At 65.5% G+C, this 17345-nt stretch carries 16 protein-coding genes and 1 pseudogene; 13 read left to right on the top strand and 4 right to left on the bottom strand.

All coding sequences use genetic code 11. From position 1 onward, the window contains the following. Positions 1 to 165 precede the first annotated feature (165 nt). The 7 genes and pseudogenes from atzF (at position 166) to Q0D45_RS00500 (ending at position 7673) form a co-directional block, all read left to right on the top strand. Positions 166 to 2013 carry an allophanate hydrolase gene (gene atzF, locus Q0D45_RS00535; protein ID WP_293387198.1) on the top strand — a complete coding sequence of 616 codons (1848 nt, stop codon included), beginning with the start codon at positions 166 to 168 and terminating at the stop codon, positions 2011 to 2013. A gap of 28 nt (positions 2014 to 2041) precedes the next feature. Then, on the top strand, positions 2042 to 2725 hold the full coding sequence (locus Q0D45_RS00530; protein ID WP_293387196.1) for an isochorismatase family cysteine hydrolase: 684 nt from the start codon (positions 2042 to 2044) through the stop codon (positions 2723 to 2725). 60 nt (positions 2726 to 2785) lie between these two features. Then, positions 2786 to 3071: pseudogene (locus Q0D45_RS21550) on the top strand (AtzH-like domain-containing protein); the annotation flags it as partial. 120 nt (positions 3072 to 3191) lie between these two features. Continuing rightward, positions 3192 to 3896: a GntR family transcriptional regulator gene (locus Q0D45_RS00515; RefSeq protein ID WP_293387190.1), complete on the top strand. Its 705-nt coding sequence runs from the start codon at positions 3192 to 3194 to the stop codon at positions 3894 to 3896. 499 nt (positions 3897 to 4395) lie between these two features. Next, a complete protein-coding gene (locus Q0D45_RS00510) occupies positions 4396 to 5304 on the top strand; it encodes a hypothetical protein (RefSeq protein WP_293387188.1) in 909 nt (302 codons plus the stop codon). Between the two features lie 37 nt (positions 5305 to 5341). After that, positions 5342 to 6022 carry a cysteine hydrolase gene (locus tag Q0D45_RS00505; RefSeq protein WP_293387186.1) on the top strand — a complete coding sequence of 227 codons (681 nt, stop codon included), beginning with the start codon at positions 5342 to 5344 and terminating at the stop codon, positions 6020 to 6022. Positions 6023 to 6080: 58 nt separating this feature from the next. Next, positions 6081 to 7673: a regulator gene (locus Q0D45_RS00500; RefSeq protein ID WP_293387185.1), complete on the top strand. Its 1593-nt coding sequence runs from the start codon at positions 6081 to 6083 to the stop codon at positions 7671 to 7673. A 46-nt stretch (positions 7674 to 7719) separates the two neighbouring features. Here the strand turns inward: Q0D45_RS00500 and Q0D45_RS00495 are convergent, their stop codons facing one another. From Q0D45_RS00495 to nadB, 3 genes are read right to left on the bottom strand one after another with little or no spacing between them, the layout of a single operon-like run. Next, positions 7720 to 8949 carry a molybdopterin molybdotransferase MoeA gene (locus Q0D45_RS00495; RefSeq protein WP_293387183.1) on the bottom strand — a complete coding sequence of 410 codons (1230 nt, stop codon included), beginning with the start codon at positions 8947 to 8949 and terminating at the stop codon, positions 7720 to 7722. A 15-nt stretch (positions 8950 to 8964) separates the two neighbouring features. Next, positions 8965 to 9564, bottom strand: coding sequence for a molybdenum cofactor guanylyltransferase MobA (gene mobA, locus Q0D45_RS00490; RefSeq protein ID WP_293387181.1), 600 nt, complete (start codon positions 9562 to 9564; stop codon positions 8965 to 8967). Position 9565: 1 nt separating this feature from the next. After that, positions 9566 to 11155, bottom strand: coding sequence for an L-aspartate oxidase (nadB, locus tag Q0D45_RS00485; RefSeq protein WP_293387179.1), 1590 nt, complete (start codon positions 11153 to 11155; stop codon positions 9566 to 9568). Between the two features lie 131 nt (positions 11156 to 11286). Between nadB and rpoE the strand changes: the two genes are divergently transcribed. From rpoE to Q0D45_RS00455, 6 genes are all read left to right on the top strand, one after another. After that, complete coding sequence (rpoE, locus tag Q0D45_RS00480; RefSeq protein WP_028475816.1) at positions 11287 to 11859, top strand: RNA polymerase sigma factor RpoE; 573 nt, start codon at positions 11287 to 11289, stop codon at positions 11857 to 11859. 142 nt (positions 11860 to 12001) lie between these two features. Further along, positions 12002 to 12682 carry a sigma-E factor negative regulatory protein gene (locus Q0D45_RS00475; protein ID WP_293387174.1) on the top strand — a complete coding sequence of 227 codons (681 nt, stop codon included), beginning with the start codon at positions 12002 to 12004 and terminating at the stop codon, positions 12680 to 12682. Further along, positions 12682 to 13782, top strand: a complete 1101-nt coding sequence (locus Q0D45_RS00470) for a MucB/RseB C-terminal domain-containing protein (protein WP_293387172.1) — start codon at positions 12682 to 12684, stop codon at positions 13780 to 13782. The genes Q0D45_RS00475 and Q0D45_RS00470 overlap by 1 nt, the downstream gene beginning before the upstream one ends. 160 nt (positions 13783 to 13942) lie before the next feature. Further along, positions 13943 to 15508, top strand: a complete 1566-nt coding sequence (locus Q0D45_RS00465; protein WP_293387170.1) for a Do family serine endopeptidase — start codon at positions 13943 to 13945, stop codon at positions 15506 to 15508. A 14-nt stretch (positions 15509 to 15522) separates the two neighbouring features. Further along, a complete protein-coding gene (locus Q0D45_RS00460; RefSeq protein ID WP_293387168.1) occupies positions 15523 to 15780 on the top strand; it encodes a glutaredoxin family protein in 258 nt (85 codons plus the stop codon). Then, positions 15777 to 16706: a bestrophin family ion channel gene (locus Q0D45_RS00455; protein ID WP_366946293.1), complete on the top strand. Its 930-nt coding sequence runs from the start codon at positions 15777 to 15779 to the stop codon at positions 16704 to 16706. Before Q0D45_RS00460 ends, Q0D45_RS00455 begins: the two co-directional genes overlap by 4 nt. A gap of 30 nt (positions 16707 to 16736) precedes the next feature. Here the strand turns inward: Q0D45_RS00455 and Q0D45_RS00450 are convergent. Continuing rightward, positions 16737 to 17345, bottom strand: a 609-nt coding sequence (locus Q0D45_RS00450; RefSeq protein WP_293387164.1) for a hypothetical protein, incomplete at its 5' end; no start/stop codon positions are given.

Below are 17345 nucleotides of genomic sequence, written 5' to 3'. Positions count from 1 at the left end.
CGAGCCCCGGAAGAGGCAGCTGAGTACGTCAGATGACGTAGCCGGCGGCGCTTCCCCTGCCTGCGACCCGACGAACGCTTCTTCAGACATCGATTTTTCCGGTTTGGCACATGGCTTGCGAGGTCATGTACGCTTACTTGTATACAAAATCACCGGCAGGCGATCGTGGCACTAGACGCAGTCAACGACATTCCGACTTCCCCTCAGCTTTCGGCCGCGATGCTGCACGCCGAGCTGCGTGCCGGCACGCTGAGCATTGTTGCGCTGAGCCAGCGCCTGCTGGCTGCACGCGAAACCCTGGCCCGTCCCGAAATCTGGATTTCGCAGCCGTCTGACGAGGCGCTGCTGGCCGAAGCCGCGCGGCTCGATGCTCTGCTGGCCGAACACGGCGCGGCGATTCTGGATCGCCTGCCGCTGTTCGGCCTGCCGTTCGCGGTCAAGGACAACATCGACGTAGCCGGCGTGCCGACCACGGCCGCCTGTCCCGCATTCGCCTACACGCCCGAGCGCTCGGCGACCGCCGTCGAACGCCTGCTCGCGGCCGGTGCGCTGTATGTCGGCAAGACCAATCTCGACCAGTTCGCGACCGGCCTGGTCGGCACTCGCTCGCCATACGGCGTGGTGCGCAATGCGGTCGATCCTGAATACGTATCGGGCGGATCGAGCTCCGGTTCGGCGGTCGCGGTTGCGCTCGGCCTGGCGGTATTCGCGCTCGGCACCGATACCGCCGGCTCCGGCCGGGTGCCGGCCGGCTTCAATGGCATCGTCGGCCTGAAGCCGAGCATCGGCCTGGTGTCGACGGCCGGCGTCGTGCCGGCCTGTCGCAGTCTCGATTGCGTGTCGGTGTTCGCGAGCAGCGTCGCCGATGCCTGGCAGGTGCTGGCGGTGATCGCCGGGCCGGATGCCGACGACTCGCGCTCGCGCAGCTTGCCGATGGCCGCGCCCTTGCCGCGTGGCGTGCGCATCGGTTTCGATGCCAATCCGGAATTCTTTGCCGATGCTCAAGCGGTTGCGGCGTATGAAAAGGCGCTCGTCGCGCTGCGCAGCGATACCGCGATCGGCCAGATCGATCTCGATCTGAGTCCGCTGACCGCTGCCGCCGAACTCCTTTATCAAGGCCCGTGGATCGCCGAGCGACGGCTGGCCATCGGCGACTTGCTGCAGACGCAGCCGGACGCGATCGACCCGGTGGTCCGCAGTGTCATTGCCGACGGCGCGACGTTCAGTGCCGAGGACCTGTTCGCGGCCTCGTACCGCATGGCCGGCTATCGCGCTGCGGCGGTGCGGATGTTCGACGGCATCGACGCCTTGCTGGTGCCGACGGCGCCCACTCATCCGCGCATCGCCGAGGTGCAGGCCGATCCGATCGGCCGCAACAGCCAGCTCGGCTACTACACGAACTTCGTCAATCTGCTCGATCTCGCCGCGATCGCGATTCCGGCGGCGGCGCGCGCCGATGGCCTGCCGTTCGGTCTGACCCTGATCGGCCCGGCCGGCAGCGACCATCGGCTGGCGGTGCTGGCGCTGCGTTTGCAGCAGGCGTTCGGTGATCAGCCGGCCGGCGCGGCGCCGCGTCTTGCGGCCGATCCGCTGCCGTTCGCGGAGCCGACAATTTCGGTTGCCGTGGTCGGCGCGCATCTTGCCGGTCAACCGTTGAACTGGCAGCTGATCGAATGCGGTGCACGTTGCATCGCACTGACCCGTACCGCGTCGCGCTATCGCCTGTACGCACTGGCCAACACCACACCGGCCAAGCCCGGGCTGGTGCGCGTCGACGAGGAAGGCGAGGCGATCGAGGTCGAGGTCTGGGAGATGCCGCAGCGGCAGTTCGGCCGGCTGATGGCCCAGGTCGGCGCGCCGCTCGGCATCGGTTCGCTCGAACTGGCCGATGGCCGCTGGGTCAAGGGCTTCATCTGCGAACCGATGGCAGTGCGCGGCGCGGTCGACATCACCCATCACGGCGGTTGGCGCCGCTATCTCGCTGCGAATGGCGCGACCAACCGCGCCGCTTGAACTCACCATCAACAGAGACGTAAGCCCCATGACTTTCCAGACCGTTGCCGCCGAACCCTACGCCTGGCCCTGGAACGGCGACTTCACGCCGGCTAACACGGCGCTGATCGTCATCGACATGCAGACCGATTTCTGCGGCATCGGCGGCTATGTCGACAGCATGGGTTATGACCTGTCGCTGACCCGCGCGCCGATCGCGCCGATCAAGACGCTGCTGACCCGGATGCGCACGCTCGGCTTCACCATCATCCACACCCGCGAAGGTCACCGGCCGGATCTGTCCGACCTGCCGGCCAACAAGCGCTGGCGTTCGCGGCAGATGGGCGCCGGCATCGGCGATCCCGGCCCCTGCGGCAAGATCCTGGTCCGCGGCGAACCGGGCTGGGACATCATCCCGGAGCTGTATCCGGAACCGGGCGAGATCGTGCTCGACAAGCCGGGCAAGGGCAGCTTCTGCGCCACCGATCTCGAACTGATCCTGCGCACCCAGGGCATCGTCAACATCGTGCTGACCGGCATCACCACCGATGTCTGCGTGCACACGACGATGCGTGAAGGCAATGACCGTGGCTTCGAATGCATCCTGATCGAGGACTGCTGCGGCGCCACCGATCACGGCAATCATCTGGCGGCACTGAAGATGGTCAAGATGCAGGGCGGCGTGTTCGGGGCGGTGGCCACTTCGTCGGCGTTCCTGGCGGCGCTGGGATAAGACGTTCGGTTCGCAGATTCATGCTGGCAGTTCAAGGCTGCCACCGGCATCCTTCTCTTCATGGAATCCGATTCGATCAACCGTCCCGAGGTGCTGGCATCGCTGCGCGCCGCATTCAATGCCTACGAAGCCGCGCTGCTGCGCCACGATGTCGCGGCGCTCGATGCCTTCTTCGATGACGATACGCAGACGGTGCGTTACGGCGTCGCCGAACTCGGCTACGGCATCGAGGCGATTCGCCGTTATCTTGCGCAATATCGTGATCCGCAGCTTCGGCGAGGACGCCGGCAGCGCCTGCTGCGAATTCCTGGCGCCGGATACCGCACTGATCGGCCGCCAGACCCAGACCTGGGTGCGCATCGCCGGCGCCTGGCGGATCGTCGCGGCGCACGTCAGCCTGCTGAATCCCGTGGCTCTCTTGCCAAGCTAGACTGCGGCCAACCCCGCTTCCCGAACCTGCACGAATATGGCGCAGCAGCCCGCCAATCCACTGGCCGAACAGGTCTACATCCGGATCAAGGACGAAATCTTCGATTTCCACTTGCTGCCGGGCGATCGCTTCACCGAAACCGATCTGTCGCTGCGCCTCGGCGTCTCGCGCACGCCGGTCCGCGATGCGCTGTACCGCCTGCGTCGCGAGGGTTATCTGGAAGTGGGCTATCGCAGCGGCTGGAGCGTGGTGCCCTTCGATTTCGAGCGCTTCGACGAACTTTATGACCTGCGGATCATGCTTGAGGAGACTGCAGTCGAACGGCTTTGTCAGGTGGAAGGCGAACAGCCGCTCGCCGGCCTGAAGGCGATCTGGCTGGTGCCTGAGGATCAGCGCGAAACCGATTCGCACAAGATGGCCGCGCTCGACGAAGCCTTCCACTGCACCCTGGTGGAAGCTGCCGGCAATCGCGAGATGCTGCGCGTGCACCGGGAGCTGACCGAGAAGATCCGCATCATCCGCCGGCTCGATTTCCTCAAGGACAACCGCATCTCGGCGACTTACGACGAGCACGCCAAGATCCTGCGCCTGATCCTGCGCCGCAAGAGCACCGAGGCCGCGATCCTGCTGCGCTCGCACATCACCCAGAGCAAGAACGAAGTCCGCAAGATCACCTTGCACATGCTCCACGAGGCCCGCGGCGCGATGCAGCGTGGCAGCGAGATGGCGTCGGCCAGGTAGCAGGCTTGTTCATTGTTCGAATTCGCGGCGCCGACGTGCGCCAGCGTGCAGCGGCCGCACCAGCGCGGAGCGGCCTGCGCACTCATAGGTCGGCCTGCTTGAAAGCCCTCACCCTCCGGGAGAGGGTTGGGTGAGGGACTGCTCTCCCTGAATGAAGCCGCCGCCTCATTTTGCTGCGCCCCTCACCCCCGAACGTATACGTTCGGCCTCTCCCGGTGGAGAGAGGCTAACTAGCTGATCAGCCAAGGCTTCTGGCCGATTGCAGCGGGCCAGTATTTCAGTCCCTCCCCTCATCAAATCTCTAGTGCGACGCAGCGCGCCGCACTTGGCACGAGCTGTGCTCTAGGAAAAATACAAACTTGCATACAAATAAGAATTCAACATCGGCAATCGATGTTGCCTGGCCTCGGAGGGGAGGCGGCTGCTGACGGCGCATCGTCAGATGGCGGGCAACGCAGAGCCGGTTCATCCATTGAAACGGGCTATTCGGGGGCACGCGATGCGCAGACAGATTCGGGGAGCAGTAGCGGTACTGGCGGTTGGCTTGCTGGCTTTGGCTTCGCTGACAACACAGGCGGCCGATGCCGCGCCGGGATCGGCGATCCATGGCTTCGGCGACATGACGTTCAAGAACGACTACATCACGCCGCGTGGTCTGCTGGTGACCAATCAGGGTGTGACCACGCAGATACTCGGCGGCCTGGTGTTCCTGACGCCGGGCAATACCTCGATCGTCGTCGGCGCCTGGAACGACATCAATTCCGATCCGGCCAAGTATGTCGGGCCGTCCAAGACCGGCGCCTGGAACGAGTTCGATTACTTCGTCGGCCTCAACTGGCAGGCGACCCAAAACCTGAAGCTGGGCGTCAGCTACGTGGTCTTCCTGAGCCCGCCGGATGCCTTCCAGACCGAGCACAACGTCGAGTTCAGCTTCAACTACAAGGACCCGTACTCGCTGAACCCGTACCTGAAAGTGTTCTGGGCGGTCGGCGGCGATTCCACCGTGGTGCTCGGCCGTCGCGGCGATACCTTCGATGTCGAGATCGGTGCGGCGCCGAGCTACACCTTCAAGTCATCCGGCGTGACCATTTCCGCACCGACCTGGATCACCGTCGGCCCGTCGAGCTACTGGTGCGATTCGAATGCCGGCGCGGCGCAGTTCGCGGCGAGCATCAAGGGCCGTGGCTGTGCCGACAGCAACTTCGGTGTGTTCTCCACCGGCCTGAAAGCCTCGATTCCGATCACCGCGATCGGCCCGCAGTACGGTTCCTGGTCGTTCAACACCGGCGTGCAGTACTACAACGTGCTGAACGGCTCGCTGGTCGACGCGCAGGCGCTGACGGTCAACTCGCCAAAGGGCTACCGCAATGTGATCGTGCCGTTCGCCGGCTTCGGTTTCGGCTTCTAGCCGCGCTCCTGCCCCGACTTTTGCGAGGCGATCGTCCATGAACACCGAAGCCATCGAAATCGCCGCCGAGCCGTATCCGTTCCTGTTCGACCCGGCGGTGTGCGCGCTGCTGATCATCGACATGCAGCGGGATTTCCTCGAGCCCGGCGGCTTCGGCGAAATGCTGGGCAATGATGTTTCGCAGCTACGGCGAACCATCGAGCCGAACCGCCGGCTGCTCGCCGCCTGGCGTGAAGCCGGGCTGCTGGCAATGCACACCCGCGAAGGCCATCGGGCCGATCTGGCCGATCTGCCGCCGTGCAAGAAGATTCGTGGCCGTGCCGCGCAAAGCATCGGCGACAGCGGCCCGATGGGGCGAATCCTGATTCGCGGCGAAGCGGGGCAGGACATCATTTCCGAGCTGTATCCGCTGCCCGGCGAACCGGTGATCGACAAGCCCGGCAAGGGCGCGTTCTGGGCGACCGACCTGCACGCGATCCTCCAGCACAAGGGCATCAAGCAACTGGTGGTCACCGGCGTCACCACCGAGGTCTGCGTCAACACAACGGTCCGCGAAGCGAACGATCGTGGTTACGACTGCTACGTGCCGGAAGACTGCGTCGGCAGCTACTACCCCGAATTCCAGGATTACGGCCTGCGGATGATCAAGGCGCAGGGCGGCATCTTCGGCTGGGTGGGGCGCTCGGACACGCTGATCGCGGCACTCAAACCGATCTGATTTCCATCTGATTCCAGGCTGTTTTTTGGGGCTCAACAAGCAACACGAGGGCATCGACATGGCAAGCACCGCGACACCATCCAGCTTCAAGCCCGCACTCTGGGTTCCGGGTGACTGGAACGCGTTCTTCGGCTTCGGCACCAACATCCTGGTCAACATGCTGACGCTTACAGCACTCCTGCGCTATGTGCTGAAGCTGCCGGACGAGCTGATCTTCGGCCGCATCCTGCCGGCCACCGGCCTGATGCTGTTCCTGTCGACGATGTACTACGCCTGGCTCGGTTACGGCCTGGCCAAGAAGGAAGGCCGCAACACGGTCTGCGCGCTGCCTTCGGGCATCAGCGTGCCGCACATGTTCGTGGTGGTGTTCGTGATCATGCTGCCGATCGCCTCATTGACCGGCGATCCGATCAAGGGCTGGGAAGCGGGCCTGACCTGGGTGTTCGTGCAGAGCTTCGTGCTGATGGCCGGTGGCTACATCGCGCCGTACATCAAGATGATCACGCCGCGCGCAGCCTTGCTCGGCGCGCTGGCCGGCGTCTCGATCGCTTTCATCTCGATGCGCCCGGCGCTGGAGATGTACACCGACCCGGTGATCGGCATCGTCTGCTTCGCGATCCTGCTGGCCAGCTGGTTCGGCGGCGTGCGCTACTTCAAGGGCCTGCCGGCGGGATTGATCGCGATCGCGGTCGGCTCGCTGATCGCCTGGGGCGGCCTGGCGTTCGGCTTCAACTTCGGCGGCATGAGTGTCGCCAAGCTCGGCGATTCCTTCGCCAGCTTCGGCTTCTCGGTGCCGCTGCCGGTGTTCGGCCACATCTTCTCCGGCTTCCAGTTCATCGCCGTGATCCTGGTCACCGCGATTCCGTTCGGCATCTACGATCTCGTCGAAGCGATGGACAACGTCGAATCCGCCGAAGCCGGCGGCGACAAGTTTCCGACCACGCGGGTGATCACCGCCGATGGCGTCATCAGCCTGATCGGCTGCTGCCTCGGCAATCCGTTCATCAACGCGGTGTACATCGGCCATCCGGGCTGGAAGGCGATCGGCGGCCGGCTCGGCTATTCGGCGGCGACCGGCGTCATGGTGCTGGTGCTCAGCTGGTTCGGCATCCTGGCCTTGATGAGCGCGCTGATTCCGCTGGTGGCGATCTCGCCGATCCTGCTCTACATCGGCATGCTGATCGGCGCTCAAGCGTTCCAGGAAACGCCGCGCAGCCATGCGCCGGCGGTGATCATCTCGCTGATTCCCCAGGTCGCCGGCTGGGGCAAGCTGATGATCGACAACGCGCTGGGTGCTGCCGGCACCAATGCGGCGACGGTGGGCCTCGACAAGCTGGCCGGCACCGGCGTGCTCTATCACGGCCTGGAAATCCTCGGCAGCGGCGCGATCCTGACCAGCCTGATCCTCGCCGGCATGACCGCCTGCCTGATCGATCGCACCTTCGCCAAGGCCGCGATGTTCTCGCTGGCCGGCGCGGTGATGACCTTCTTCGGTTTCATGCACAGCGAAGCGATCGGCATCGCCAAGACACCCGCGGTGGCGATCGCCTATCTCGGCGTCGCGGCGATTCTCTACGGCTGCGCCAAGTACTCGGGCGTCAAGGCGCGCGAGCCGGAGCCGGTGCATGGCGATGAAGCGGTAGCGCACTGAAGCTGCTTGGCTCCCTCCCCCGTAAACGGGGGAGGGAGTTGCTGGCCTACTCCGGTAGCGCAATCCAGCGCAGCACCGATCCCGCCGGAACCTTCTCGTCGCCGGACTCAACCCACACCAGCACATCGGCACGGCCGATATTGCTGAGCATGTGCGAATCCTGATGCGGCAGCGGATTCAGACGGGCGACGCCCTGCGCATCGTGGCGCAAGCCCATGCGGACCAGGCGGGCGCGCTCCTCGTCGCGTTCGACTTCCAGATCGACGACGCCCGCCGTCCAGCCGAGATCCGGCAGCGGCTGGCCGTCGAGATGGCCGAGCACCAGACGCGCATGCAGCACCATGCCGATCAGCACCGCGCCGGGATTGCCGGGCAGCGCCAGCATCACCCGCTGCTGCGCGGCGTCTTCGCGGATGCCGAAGAACATCGGCTTGGCCGGTTTCTGGGCGACTTTCCAGAACACTCTCTGCACGCCCAGTGATTCGGCAGCGGCCGGCAGGAAATCCTTGTCGCCGACCGAAGCGCCGCCGGCGGTGATGACCAGATCGGCCTCTTCGAAAGCTTTCGCGAGTGCGGCGCGAACGGCGGCCGGATCGTCCGGCAGATGCTCGGCGGCCGGTGCTTGGTAACCCCAGCTGCGCAGCAGGGCGGCGATCAGCGGGCCATTGGAATCGTGGATCTCGCCGGGCTTCAACGCGCTGCCCGCCGGGCGTACTTCATCGCCGGTGACGAACACGCGGATGCGCGGGCGGCGATGCACGCATACGGTCTGCACTTCGGCGTTGACCAGCGACGCGAGCAGGCCGGGTCCGATGCGGCTGCCGGCATGGGCAAGCACAGTGCCCTTGGCCAGTTCTTCAGCTTGCAGGCGAACGTTGCGGCCGGCGCCGAACGGCGCGGTGAAGACCAGCCCGTCGCCATCCCGCGTGGCGCGCTCCTGGGCAATCATCGCGTCGGCGCCGCGCGGCATCATCGCGCCGGTGAAGATGCGTGCCGCGCTGGCCGCTGGCAGTTCCGGCAGCACCGGCTGTGCGCTGGCGGCGACCTGCAGCGTGATCGGCAGCCGGACCGGATGGGCTGGCGTCGCCGCAGCGACATCGGCCGAGCGCAGCGCATAGCCATCGAGCGCGCTCTGGGCAAAGCGCGGCAGATCGGTCTGTGCCATCGCAGCCTCGGCCAGCACGGCGCCGAGTGCGTTCAGTGTCGACACCTTTTCCGCTGGCAGCGGACGCAGGGTACGGCCATAGGCGGCGAGGGCGTCTTCGAGCGGGATCATGGTTGTTGTCCTGGTTCAGAGGCCGCTGTCGAGGGTATCGGCCAGACGCAGTTCGGCGTCCTGCCATTCCTCCGGCGTGTTGGCGCTCCAGGCCCAGCGCGGCCATTCCGGGAACGCGGCGATCGCCGTTGCATGGCGAGCAAACCATTCGCGCGGCGTGCGGCCGCCGGCGGCGAGATAGGTGCGCAGATCATCGAGCAGCGCGCGCGGCACCAGACAGCACAGCGGCTGCGGGCCGTGGCCGTCGTCGGCGTAAGCGATCGATGCCTTGCCGGATCGGCGCGTGGCATCGAGGCGGGCGGCGAGATCGTCGGGCAGCAAGGGCGCATCGCCGGGCACGCAGAGCAGATCTTCGCCAGTGGCAGCGGCGAGTCCCGCGGCAAGTCCGGCCAGCGGGCCGCAGTGGGCGTAAGCGCCATCGTCGACCACCGGCAGGCCATAGGCCGCGTACTGCGCAAGATTGCGGTTGGCGCTGATCAGGATGTCGCCGGCCTGCGGTGCGATCCGTTCGAGCACTCTTTCGATCAGCAGCCGGCCGGCCAGTGGTTGCAGCGGCTTGTCGACGCCGCCGAGGCGGCTGCCCGCACCGCCGCAAAGCAGCAGTGCGGCGACCATGTCAGGGCGTCAGTACGGTAGCCGACGCCACCGCATCGGTGGCCGGATAGTCGAGCGTGTAATGCAGGCCGCGGCTTTCCTGGCGGGCGAGCGCGGAGTCGACGATCAGCTCGGCGACGGTCACCAGATTGCGCAATTCGATCAGGTGATGGCCGACACGATAGTGCTGGTAGAACTCGATGATCTCGCGCTTCAGCAACTGCACGCGGTGGCGCGCGCGCAGCAGGCGCTTGGTGGTGCGGACGATGCCGACGTAGTCCCACATGAAGGTGCGCAGTTCCAGCCAGTTGTGGCTGACCACGACGTCTTCATCGGAGTCCGAGACCCGTGATTCGTCCCAGGGTTTCAGCGGCGGCGGCATCGGCATCGCCGGCAGCGCGCGGATCAGATCGGCGGCCGCCGCTTCGGCGAACACCAGGCATTCGAGCAGCGAGTTCGAGGCCAGACGGTTGGCACCGTGCAGGCCGGTGCTGGCGCATTCGCCGGTCGCGTAGAGGCCGGTGATATCGGTACGGGCGTCGAGATCGGTGACGATGCCGCCGCAGGTGAAGTGTGCCGACGGCACCACCGGAATCGGCTGCGTGGTGATGTCCAGGCCGAGCTTCAGGCAGTGGGCGTGGATCGACGGAAAATGTTCGCGGACGAAGCTGGCCGGCTTGTGCGAGATGTCCAGCCAGACATGCTTGACGCCGAGGCGCTTCATCTCGTGGTCGATCGCCCGGGCGACGATATCGCGTGGCGCCAGTTCGCCGCGTTCGTCGAAGCGCGGCATGAAGCGTTCGCCGACCGAGCCGTCCGGATTCGGCACGTGCAGGGTCGCGCCTTCGCCGCGCAGTGCCTCGGAGATCAGGAAGGAGCGCGAATCGCCGTGGTAGAGCGTGGTCGGGTGGAACTGCATGAATTCCATGTTCGACACCCGGCAGCCAGCACGCCAGGCCATCGCGATGCCGTCGCCGCTGGCGCCGAACGGGTTCGACGAATACAGGTAGACCTGATTGGCGCCGCCGGTGGCGACGATCACGGCTTTCGCCGGCACAGCGTCGATCGCCTTGCTCTTGCGGTCATAAAGGTAGGCGCCGTGGACGCGCCTGGCGGCCTTGTCGACGATCAGGTCGACGGCGACGCTGCGTTCGCGGACGGTGATCAGCGGGTGCGCTTCGGCCAGCGAGGCAAGGGTGGTTTCGACGGCGTGGCCGGTGGCATCGGCGGCGTGGACGACTCGGCGATGGCTGTGGCCGCCTTCGCGGGTCAGGTGCAGACGCTGGCCCCTCAATTCGCCATCCGCATGGGTGAACACCACGCCCTGATCGACCAGCCAGGCGATGCATTCCGGGCCGCGCTCGACGGTGAAGCGCACGGCCGCCTCGTCGCACAGGCCGGCGCCGGCGATCAGGGTGTCGCGGACATGGGCCTCGACGGAGTCATCCTCGTCGAGCACGGCGGAGATACCGCCCTGAGCCCAGAGCGTCGAGCCGCTGGCCAGCGTGCCCTTCGATACGACACAGACCGCGTGGCCCGCCTCGGCAAGGCGCAACGCGGCGGACAGACCAGCAGCGCCGCTGCCGAGGATCAGCACATCAGTGGCGTTCACGCAGAGAGGGGCCTGGCTTGCTAGAATTTGACAGTCATACGACCACGACAAGTCCTGGAGTTTAGCCAGATTCCTGGCCAGATTCCCCGATCGCTCGGGTGTGCGGCACCCGTGTCATCCTCCAGCCGCGCATGAGCCCTGACCTTACCGACGAACAACTGGTTGTCCTTGCGCAGCAGGGAGACATGCGCGCGTTCGAGATGCTGGTGCGCAAGTACCAGCACAAGATCGTGCAGCTGGTCAGCCGTCTGGTCGGTGATGGCGACGCCCATGACGTGGCGCAGGAAACGCTGATCAAGGCCTGGCGGGCCCTGAAGGGTTTCCAGGGGAATAGTGCGTTCTATACCTGGCTGTACCGGATTGGCATCAATACGGCGAAGAATCACTTGGTGTCCAGAGGCCGCCGGCCGTCGAACCAGGACATCGATATCGCCGACGCCGAGCTGTACGGCCATACCGAGCAGTTGTCGGACATCGACACGCCGGAATCGCTGCTGCTGTCGGACGAGATCAAGGAAAAGGTCGGCGAGGTGATCGCCAAGCTGCCCCCGGATCTGCGCCAGGCGATCGTGCTGCGCGAACTCGAAGGTTTGAGCTACGAGGAAATCGCCGAGGCGATGGATTGCCCGATCGGGACGGTGCGTTCGCGCATCTTCCGGGCACGCGAGGCGATCGATGCGGTGGTCAATCCGTTGATGAACTAATGACAAATTGGCGGTCAGAGCATGGATGGGTCTGCAGCGCCAGTGTTGCTCGAGAAATTTTGCTGTTCGGTTGCCGGAACTTTTCCGTTCAGCCGCGGTTAATGTCCCAGTCAGTTAGCAGTCCGAGGCCGGAATGAGCGCAATGTCTGAAGAACTGCTGTCAGCCTTGTTGGATGGTGAGTGCACGCCAGCCGAAGCGGAGGCAGTGCTCGCGGCGATCGAACGATCGCCGGCGCTGAAAGCCCGCTGGAGCCGCATGTGCCTGACCCGGGACGCGCTGGTCGGCGTTGCCGTGGCCAAGCCATCGTTCGACTTCGCGGCCGGCGTCATGGCGGCCATTGCCAATGACGTTGCCAGCGAAGCGCAGACCGAGGTCAATCCCCGCGTGGTGCCGCTGCGCCGTCCTGCCGTGGTGGCTCAGCCCGCCCCTGTGGTTCAGCCGCAGCGGGTTGCTGCCCGCCGCCGTTGGCAGCCGATCACCGGTCTGGCCGCTGCGGCATCCATTGCGGCCGTCGCCCTGGTGGGTGGCCGCGCGCTGCTGAATACGCCGGTTGACGATGGAGCAGTTGCAGCTGGTGGCTCGCAGGTCACCGCGTCGGTCAATCCGAACATCGTCAAGGTCAGCGCCGATGGCGAGATCAGCGGAGCTGGGGTGCAGGATTCGCGCTGGGCTCAGCTCGACAAGGAAACCGCTCGTCAGCTCAACGACTACCTGTTGGAACACTCGAATTCGCGTGCCGATGCCGGTATGGGCGGTGCGCTCGGTTACGCGCGCCTTGCGGTGCGCACTGCGGACTATCGGCCGGCTGACGGTAGTCGCTGATGCGTCGCCTGCTTCTCTGCGCGGGCGTCGTTTGTGCCAGCACAGCCGCTGCCGCAGATATAGATCCTGGTGCCCTCCTGGTGCAGTCTGCTGAAGCCTCGCGGACCAGCAACTATCAGGGCGTGGTGATTTATCGCGGCGATGAGCGCTTCGAAGTGCTGCGCGTCCATCACCGCTTCCAGGACGACAGCGAGCGCGAGCGCATGGTGTCGCTGACCGGTGAACCCCGGCAGCTGGTGCGCATCGACAACCGCCTGATCTGCATCCTGCCGAAAGGCCGGGCGATGAGCGTCGAGCGGCCGAGTCTGAAAGGATTTCTCGCCCAGCTGACGCCCGAGCGCGTCGAAAAGCTCAAGGAGTTCTACGAATTCCGCAGCGAGGGCGAAGGCCGCATCGCGGGCCGGCTTTGCGATGGGGTCACCGTGCGGCCGAAAGATGAGTACCGCTACGGCTATGAAGTGTGGACGGATCAGGAAACACACCTGCCGCTCAAGGTCAGCTTGACCGGGCCGAAGGGAGAAGTGCTGGAACAGGTGATGTTCACCGAAGTGTCGTTCCCGAAAACGATCCCCGATGACGCCTTCGAAACCGAAGTCGACATCCGCAAGTTCACCCTGATCACCCGCAACCTGCCGAAGCTCGATCAGCTGCCAGCGCCAAGCCAGCACGGTGATCCGCAGGTGTCGTTCTCGAAATTGCCACCCGGTTTCAAGGTGGTATCCCACGACGATCGCCCGCTGCCGGGCGGTGCCGGCAATGTCGAGCACTTGCTGCTGTCCGACGGCCTGTCGGCGGTATCGGTGTTTTCCACGGTGCAGTCACGCGAAGAGAAGGTGCTCAGCGGCGTTTCCCACATGGGGCCGGTGCAGGCCTATGGGCGCGTGGTCGGCAGCTTTCACGTCACCATCGTCGGCGAAGTGCCGGGCTCGGCGATCCGCATGATTGGCGACAACTTGCGCGTGCCGCTGCCGGGTCCGGCCAATTCCGGTGTGGTGGCTCTGCCGCGTGTCGATGTCGCGCCGAACCAGTCGATCAGTGCGCCTGCCGGCCCGCAGCCGATCATCCCGCCGGATCTCGTGCCGGGCGTCAGCCCGCACTGAATCACGCGTCGATCCGGTTGTTCAGCAAGGTCCATGGCGGGCCTTGTTGCTGCGCCGAGGTGGCCCATGTTCAACTGGCCCCCTGCAGCTAACCTTCTTCATCTGACTGCCTCGCGACCGGCCCGCTGCCGACGTGGCATTTCCCTCCGGGAGTTTCAAGATGCGTATCGTCGCCGGCCCCTCACGCGCCGTGCTGTCCCTGTCTTTGGCTGCCGCCGTCTTGCTGTCGGCCTGTTCTTCCGAGCGTTCCGCCGGCCTGCCGGAACTGGCGGGTCTGGTCGAGAAAGTCAGCCCCTCGGTGGTCAACATCAGCGCCATGCCGGCAGAACCCGAGCAGGTCGCCAGCCAGGCCGGTAGCGATGGCCGGCCGGTGCCGGACTGGCTGAAGAAATTCCTCGACGAACATGGCAACCAGGCGCCGGGGAAAGGCGCCGATGGCGCAGCCCCCGGCAGCACACCGGACGATGGCCGCAGCGACAGCGAAGACTCTGAGGAAGGTCCGGATCTCGGCAGTCCGGATGGCGGCCCGGACGGGGGCTTCGGCGGCGAGCAGTCGCTCGGCTCCGGCTTCATCCTGTGGGCTGATGGTTACATCATCACCAACCACCACGTGGTCAAGAACGCGAAGGAAATCGTCGTTCGCCTGTCCGACCGCCGCCAGTTCCCGGCCGAGCTGGTCGGCAGCGACGAGCGCAGCGATCTGGCGCTGCTGAAGATCGATGCCAAAGACCTGCCGGCGGTAAAGCTCGCCGACAGCCGCAAGACCCGGGTCGGTGACTGGGTGCTGGCGATCGGCTCGCCGTTCGGCTTCGATTACACGGTGACCGCCGGCATCATTTCGGCGAAGGGCCGCAACCTCGATACCGAGCAATACGTGCCGTTCATCCAGACCGACGCGGCGGTCAATCCGGGCAATTCCGGTGGCCCGCTGTTCAACCTGAAAGGCGAAGTGGTCGGCGTCAATTCGCAGATCTACAGCCAGAACGGCGGCTTCCAGGGCGTGGCCTTCGCGATCCCGATGGATGTTGCGGCCAAGGTCGCCAAGTCATTGAAGGAAACCGGCCGGGTGCGGCGCGGCTGGCTCGGCATCGTCATGCAGGAAGTCGATCGCAAGCTTGCCGCTTCATTCGGCATGGACAAGCCGGGTGGCGCGCTGCTGGCCCGCATCCTGCCGGACAGCCCCGCGCAGCAGGCGGGCCTGAAAGCCGGCGACATCATCGTCAAGTTCAACGACACCGAGATCACCACGTCGCGCACGCTGAAACCGCTGGTCGGCGACGTGACGCCGGGCGAAACGGTGACTCTGGAAGTGCTGCGCGACAACCGCCGGGTGACGGTCAAGGTCGAAGTCGGCGAGCTTGCCGAGCAGGATCTCGCCGATGGCGACGGTGACGGCAAAAGCAAGCCGTCCGATCCGCAGGTCCAGCCGCCGCCCGATACCGGCAAGCCGCTCGGCATCAGCGTGCAGACCTTGAGCGACATCGAGCGGCGCAGCGAGAAGGTGGTCTCCGGCGGCGTGCGGGTGGTGACGGTCGCCGCCGGTCCGGGCCGCGATGCCGGCCTGCTGGCGGGCGACGTGATCCTGTCGATCGCCGGCCAGGAGATCGACAGCAGCGAGCGCTACGCCCAAGTTGCCGAACGCCTGACGCCGGGGCAGACCGTGCCGCTGCTGGTGCAGCGTCAAGGCTCGCCGCTGTTCCTGGCGCTCGCAGTGCCGGCCAAGTAGACGATATCTGTTCGATGATGCTGACCCTGTTGAGTCGCGACGGCTGCGGTCTCTGCGAGGAATTCGCCGATGCCTACACGGCGGCGTTTCCGGCCCAGCGCGAGCAATTGCTGATCGCCGATGTCGACAGCCGACCGGGCTGGCAGGGCCGCTACGGCCTGGTCATTCCGGTACTGCTCGATGACGAAGGCACGGTGATCTGCGAAACCCATTTTGACGAGGCGGCAGTCCGCACCTGGCTGACCGCTGCGACGAAGGGCACCCCGGCATGATCGTTCGGCCCCGTCCTCACTGGTTCAGGATGCTGTGGATCTGGCGCGGCTCGGTGCTGCGCAAGCTGGTGCCGCGTCTGGCGATCATCGGCGGACTCGGCGTGTTCGCGCAGGTGCTGCATGTGTCGGTCGATGCCGAAGTGCTGCAAAGGATCGAACTCAGCTTGCAGCCGTTCACCCTGCTGGGCCTGGCGCTGGCGATCTTCCTCGGCTTCCGGGTCAACGTCAGTCACGAGCGCTACTGGGACGCCCGCAAGCTCTGGGGCTCGACGATGAACGCCTCCCGCGCGCTGGCCCGACAGGCACTGACCCTGACCGAGTGGGCGCCGAAGTCGGCCGAGGCGCAGCGTTTCGTGCGCACCCTGATCGCTCACGCCCACGCCTTCCGCCATCAGTTGCGCGGCACCGACGCGACGGCCGACATGAGCCGCCTGCTGGCCGCCGAAGACGCGCCACGGGTGCTCGCCGCGCGCTGGAAGCCGACGGTGATCCAGCAGATGCTCGGCGATCAACTGCACGCCGCGCGCCGCGACGGCAGCCTGCCGGACATCCTGTCGGCGTCGATGGAGCAGAACTTCGGCACCCTCGGCGACGCCGTCGGTGGCTGCGAACGGATCGCCGGCACGCCGATTCCGCTGACCTTCTCGGTGATGGTCCACCGGACGATCTACTTCTATTGCACGCTGCTGCCGTTCGCGCTGGTCGGCACCATCGGCTGGTACACACCGGTCTTTGGCGTGTTCGTCGCCTACACCTTCATGGCGCTGGAAGCGATTGCCGAAGAACTGGAATCGCCGTTCGGCTTCGACGACAACGACCTTGCGCTGGAAGCGATCTGCGACAACATCGAAGCCTCGCTGCTGGAAATGCTCGGCGAGCCGCTACCGCCGCTCAAGCCGATACCCAAGGATTTCGTGTTGCGCTAAAGGCTGTGCCGTCGACCTGGCCGTCGGCCTTCAGGGCTGAGGCCTGCCAACAGTTTGCATGAGCAATTCGATCAGTCCGCCGCCCCAGTCGAGGACGCCCGGAATTTTGGTCACTGCGATGGCGACGGCGAGCAGCACGAACGGCTGGGCGATCACTACGAACAGCGTGAACGAAAACTCGACTTTCGCCGGTCGATTGCAAAGGATGTTGCTGAGCAGGGCGTCGCGCTCGTAGCGCATGGCCAGCACGCCCGCAGACAAGCCGATCACGGCGAGCAGCGCGAGATTGAATAGCATGAACTGATCTCCGAACGTGGTCGGGAACAGGTAGACCACGAGCACCGCGGCGCTGGCGCAGAGTGCCGCAGCAATCAGCGAGGCGCGAGCGGTTTCGATCTCGCTGGCAAGCAGGATAAAGAGAGCCTTGCGGTTCGCCGTCGAGTCCTGGCGATCGATCAGAAGCGCTCGGAGTGCAACCCCGAACTGTTCGCGCCAAGTCGCCGCTGCTTCATACCGCTGTTCGGCATTGCACAGACGCACCGCCACGGGCGTTGCCGCAAAGTGCGGCGCAGGCGTGTGCTCTGGAGTCCAGAGCTTGGTCAGGGGTTCGGGGTCCGGAAAGTCACCGATGTTCCGACG

The sequence above is a fragment of the Nevskia sp. genome, assembly GCF_023266035.1.
Taxonomy (GTDB): domain Bacteria; phylum Pseudomonadota; class Gammaproteobacteria; order Nevskiales; family Nevskiaceae; genus Nevskia.
This window is presented reverse-complemented; position numbering and strand designations above follow the sequence as displayed.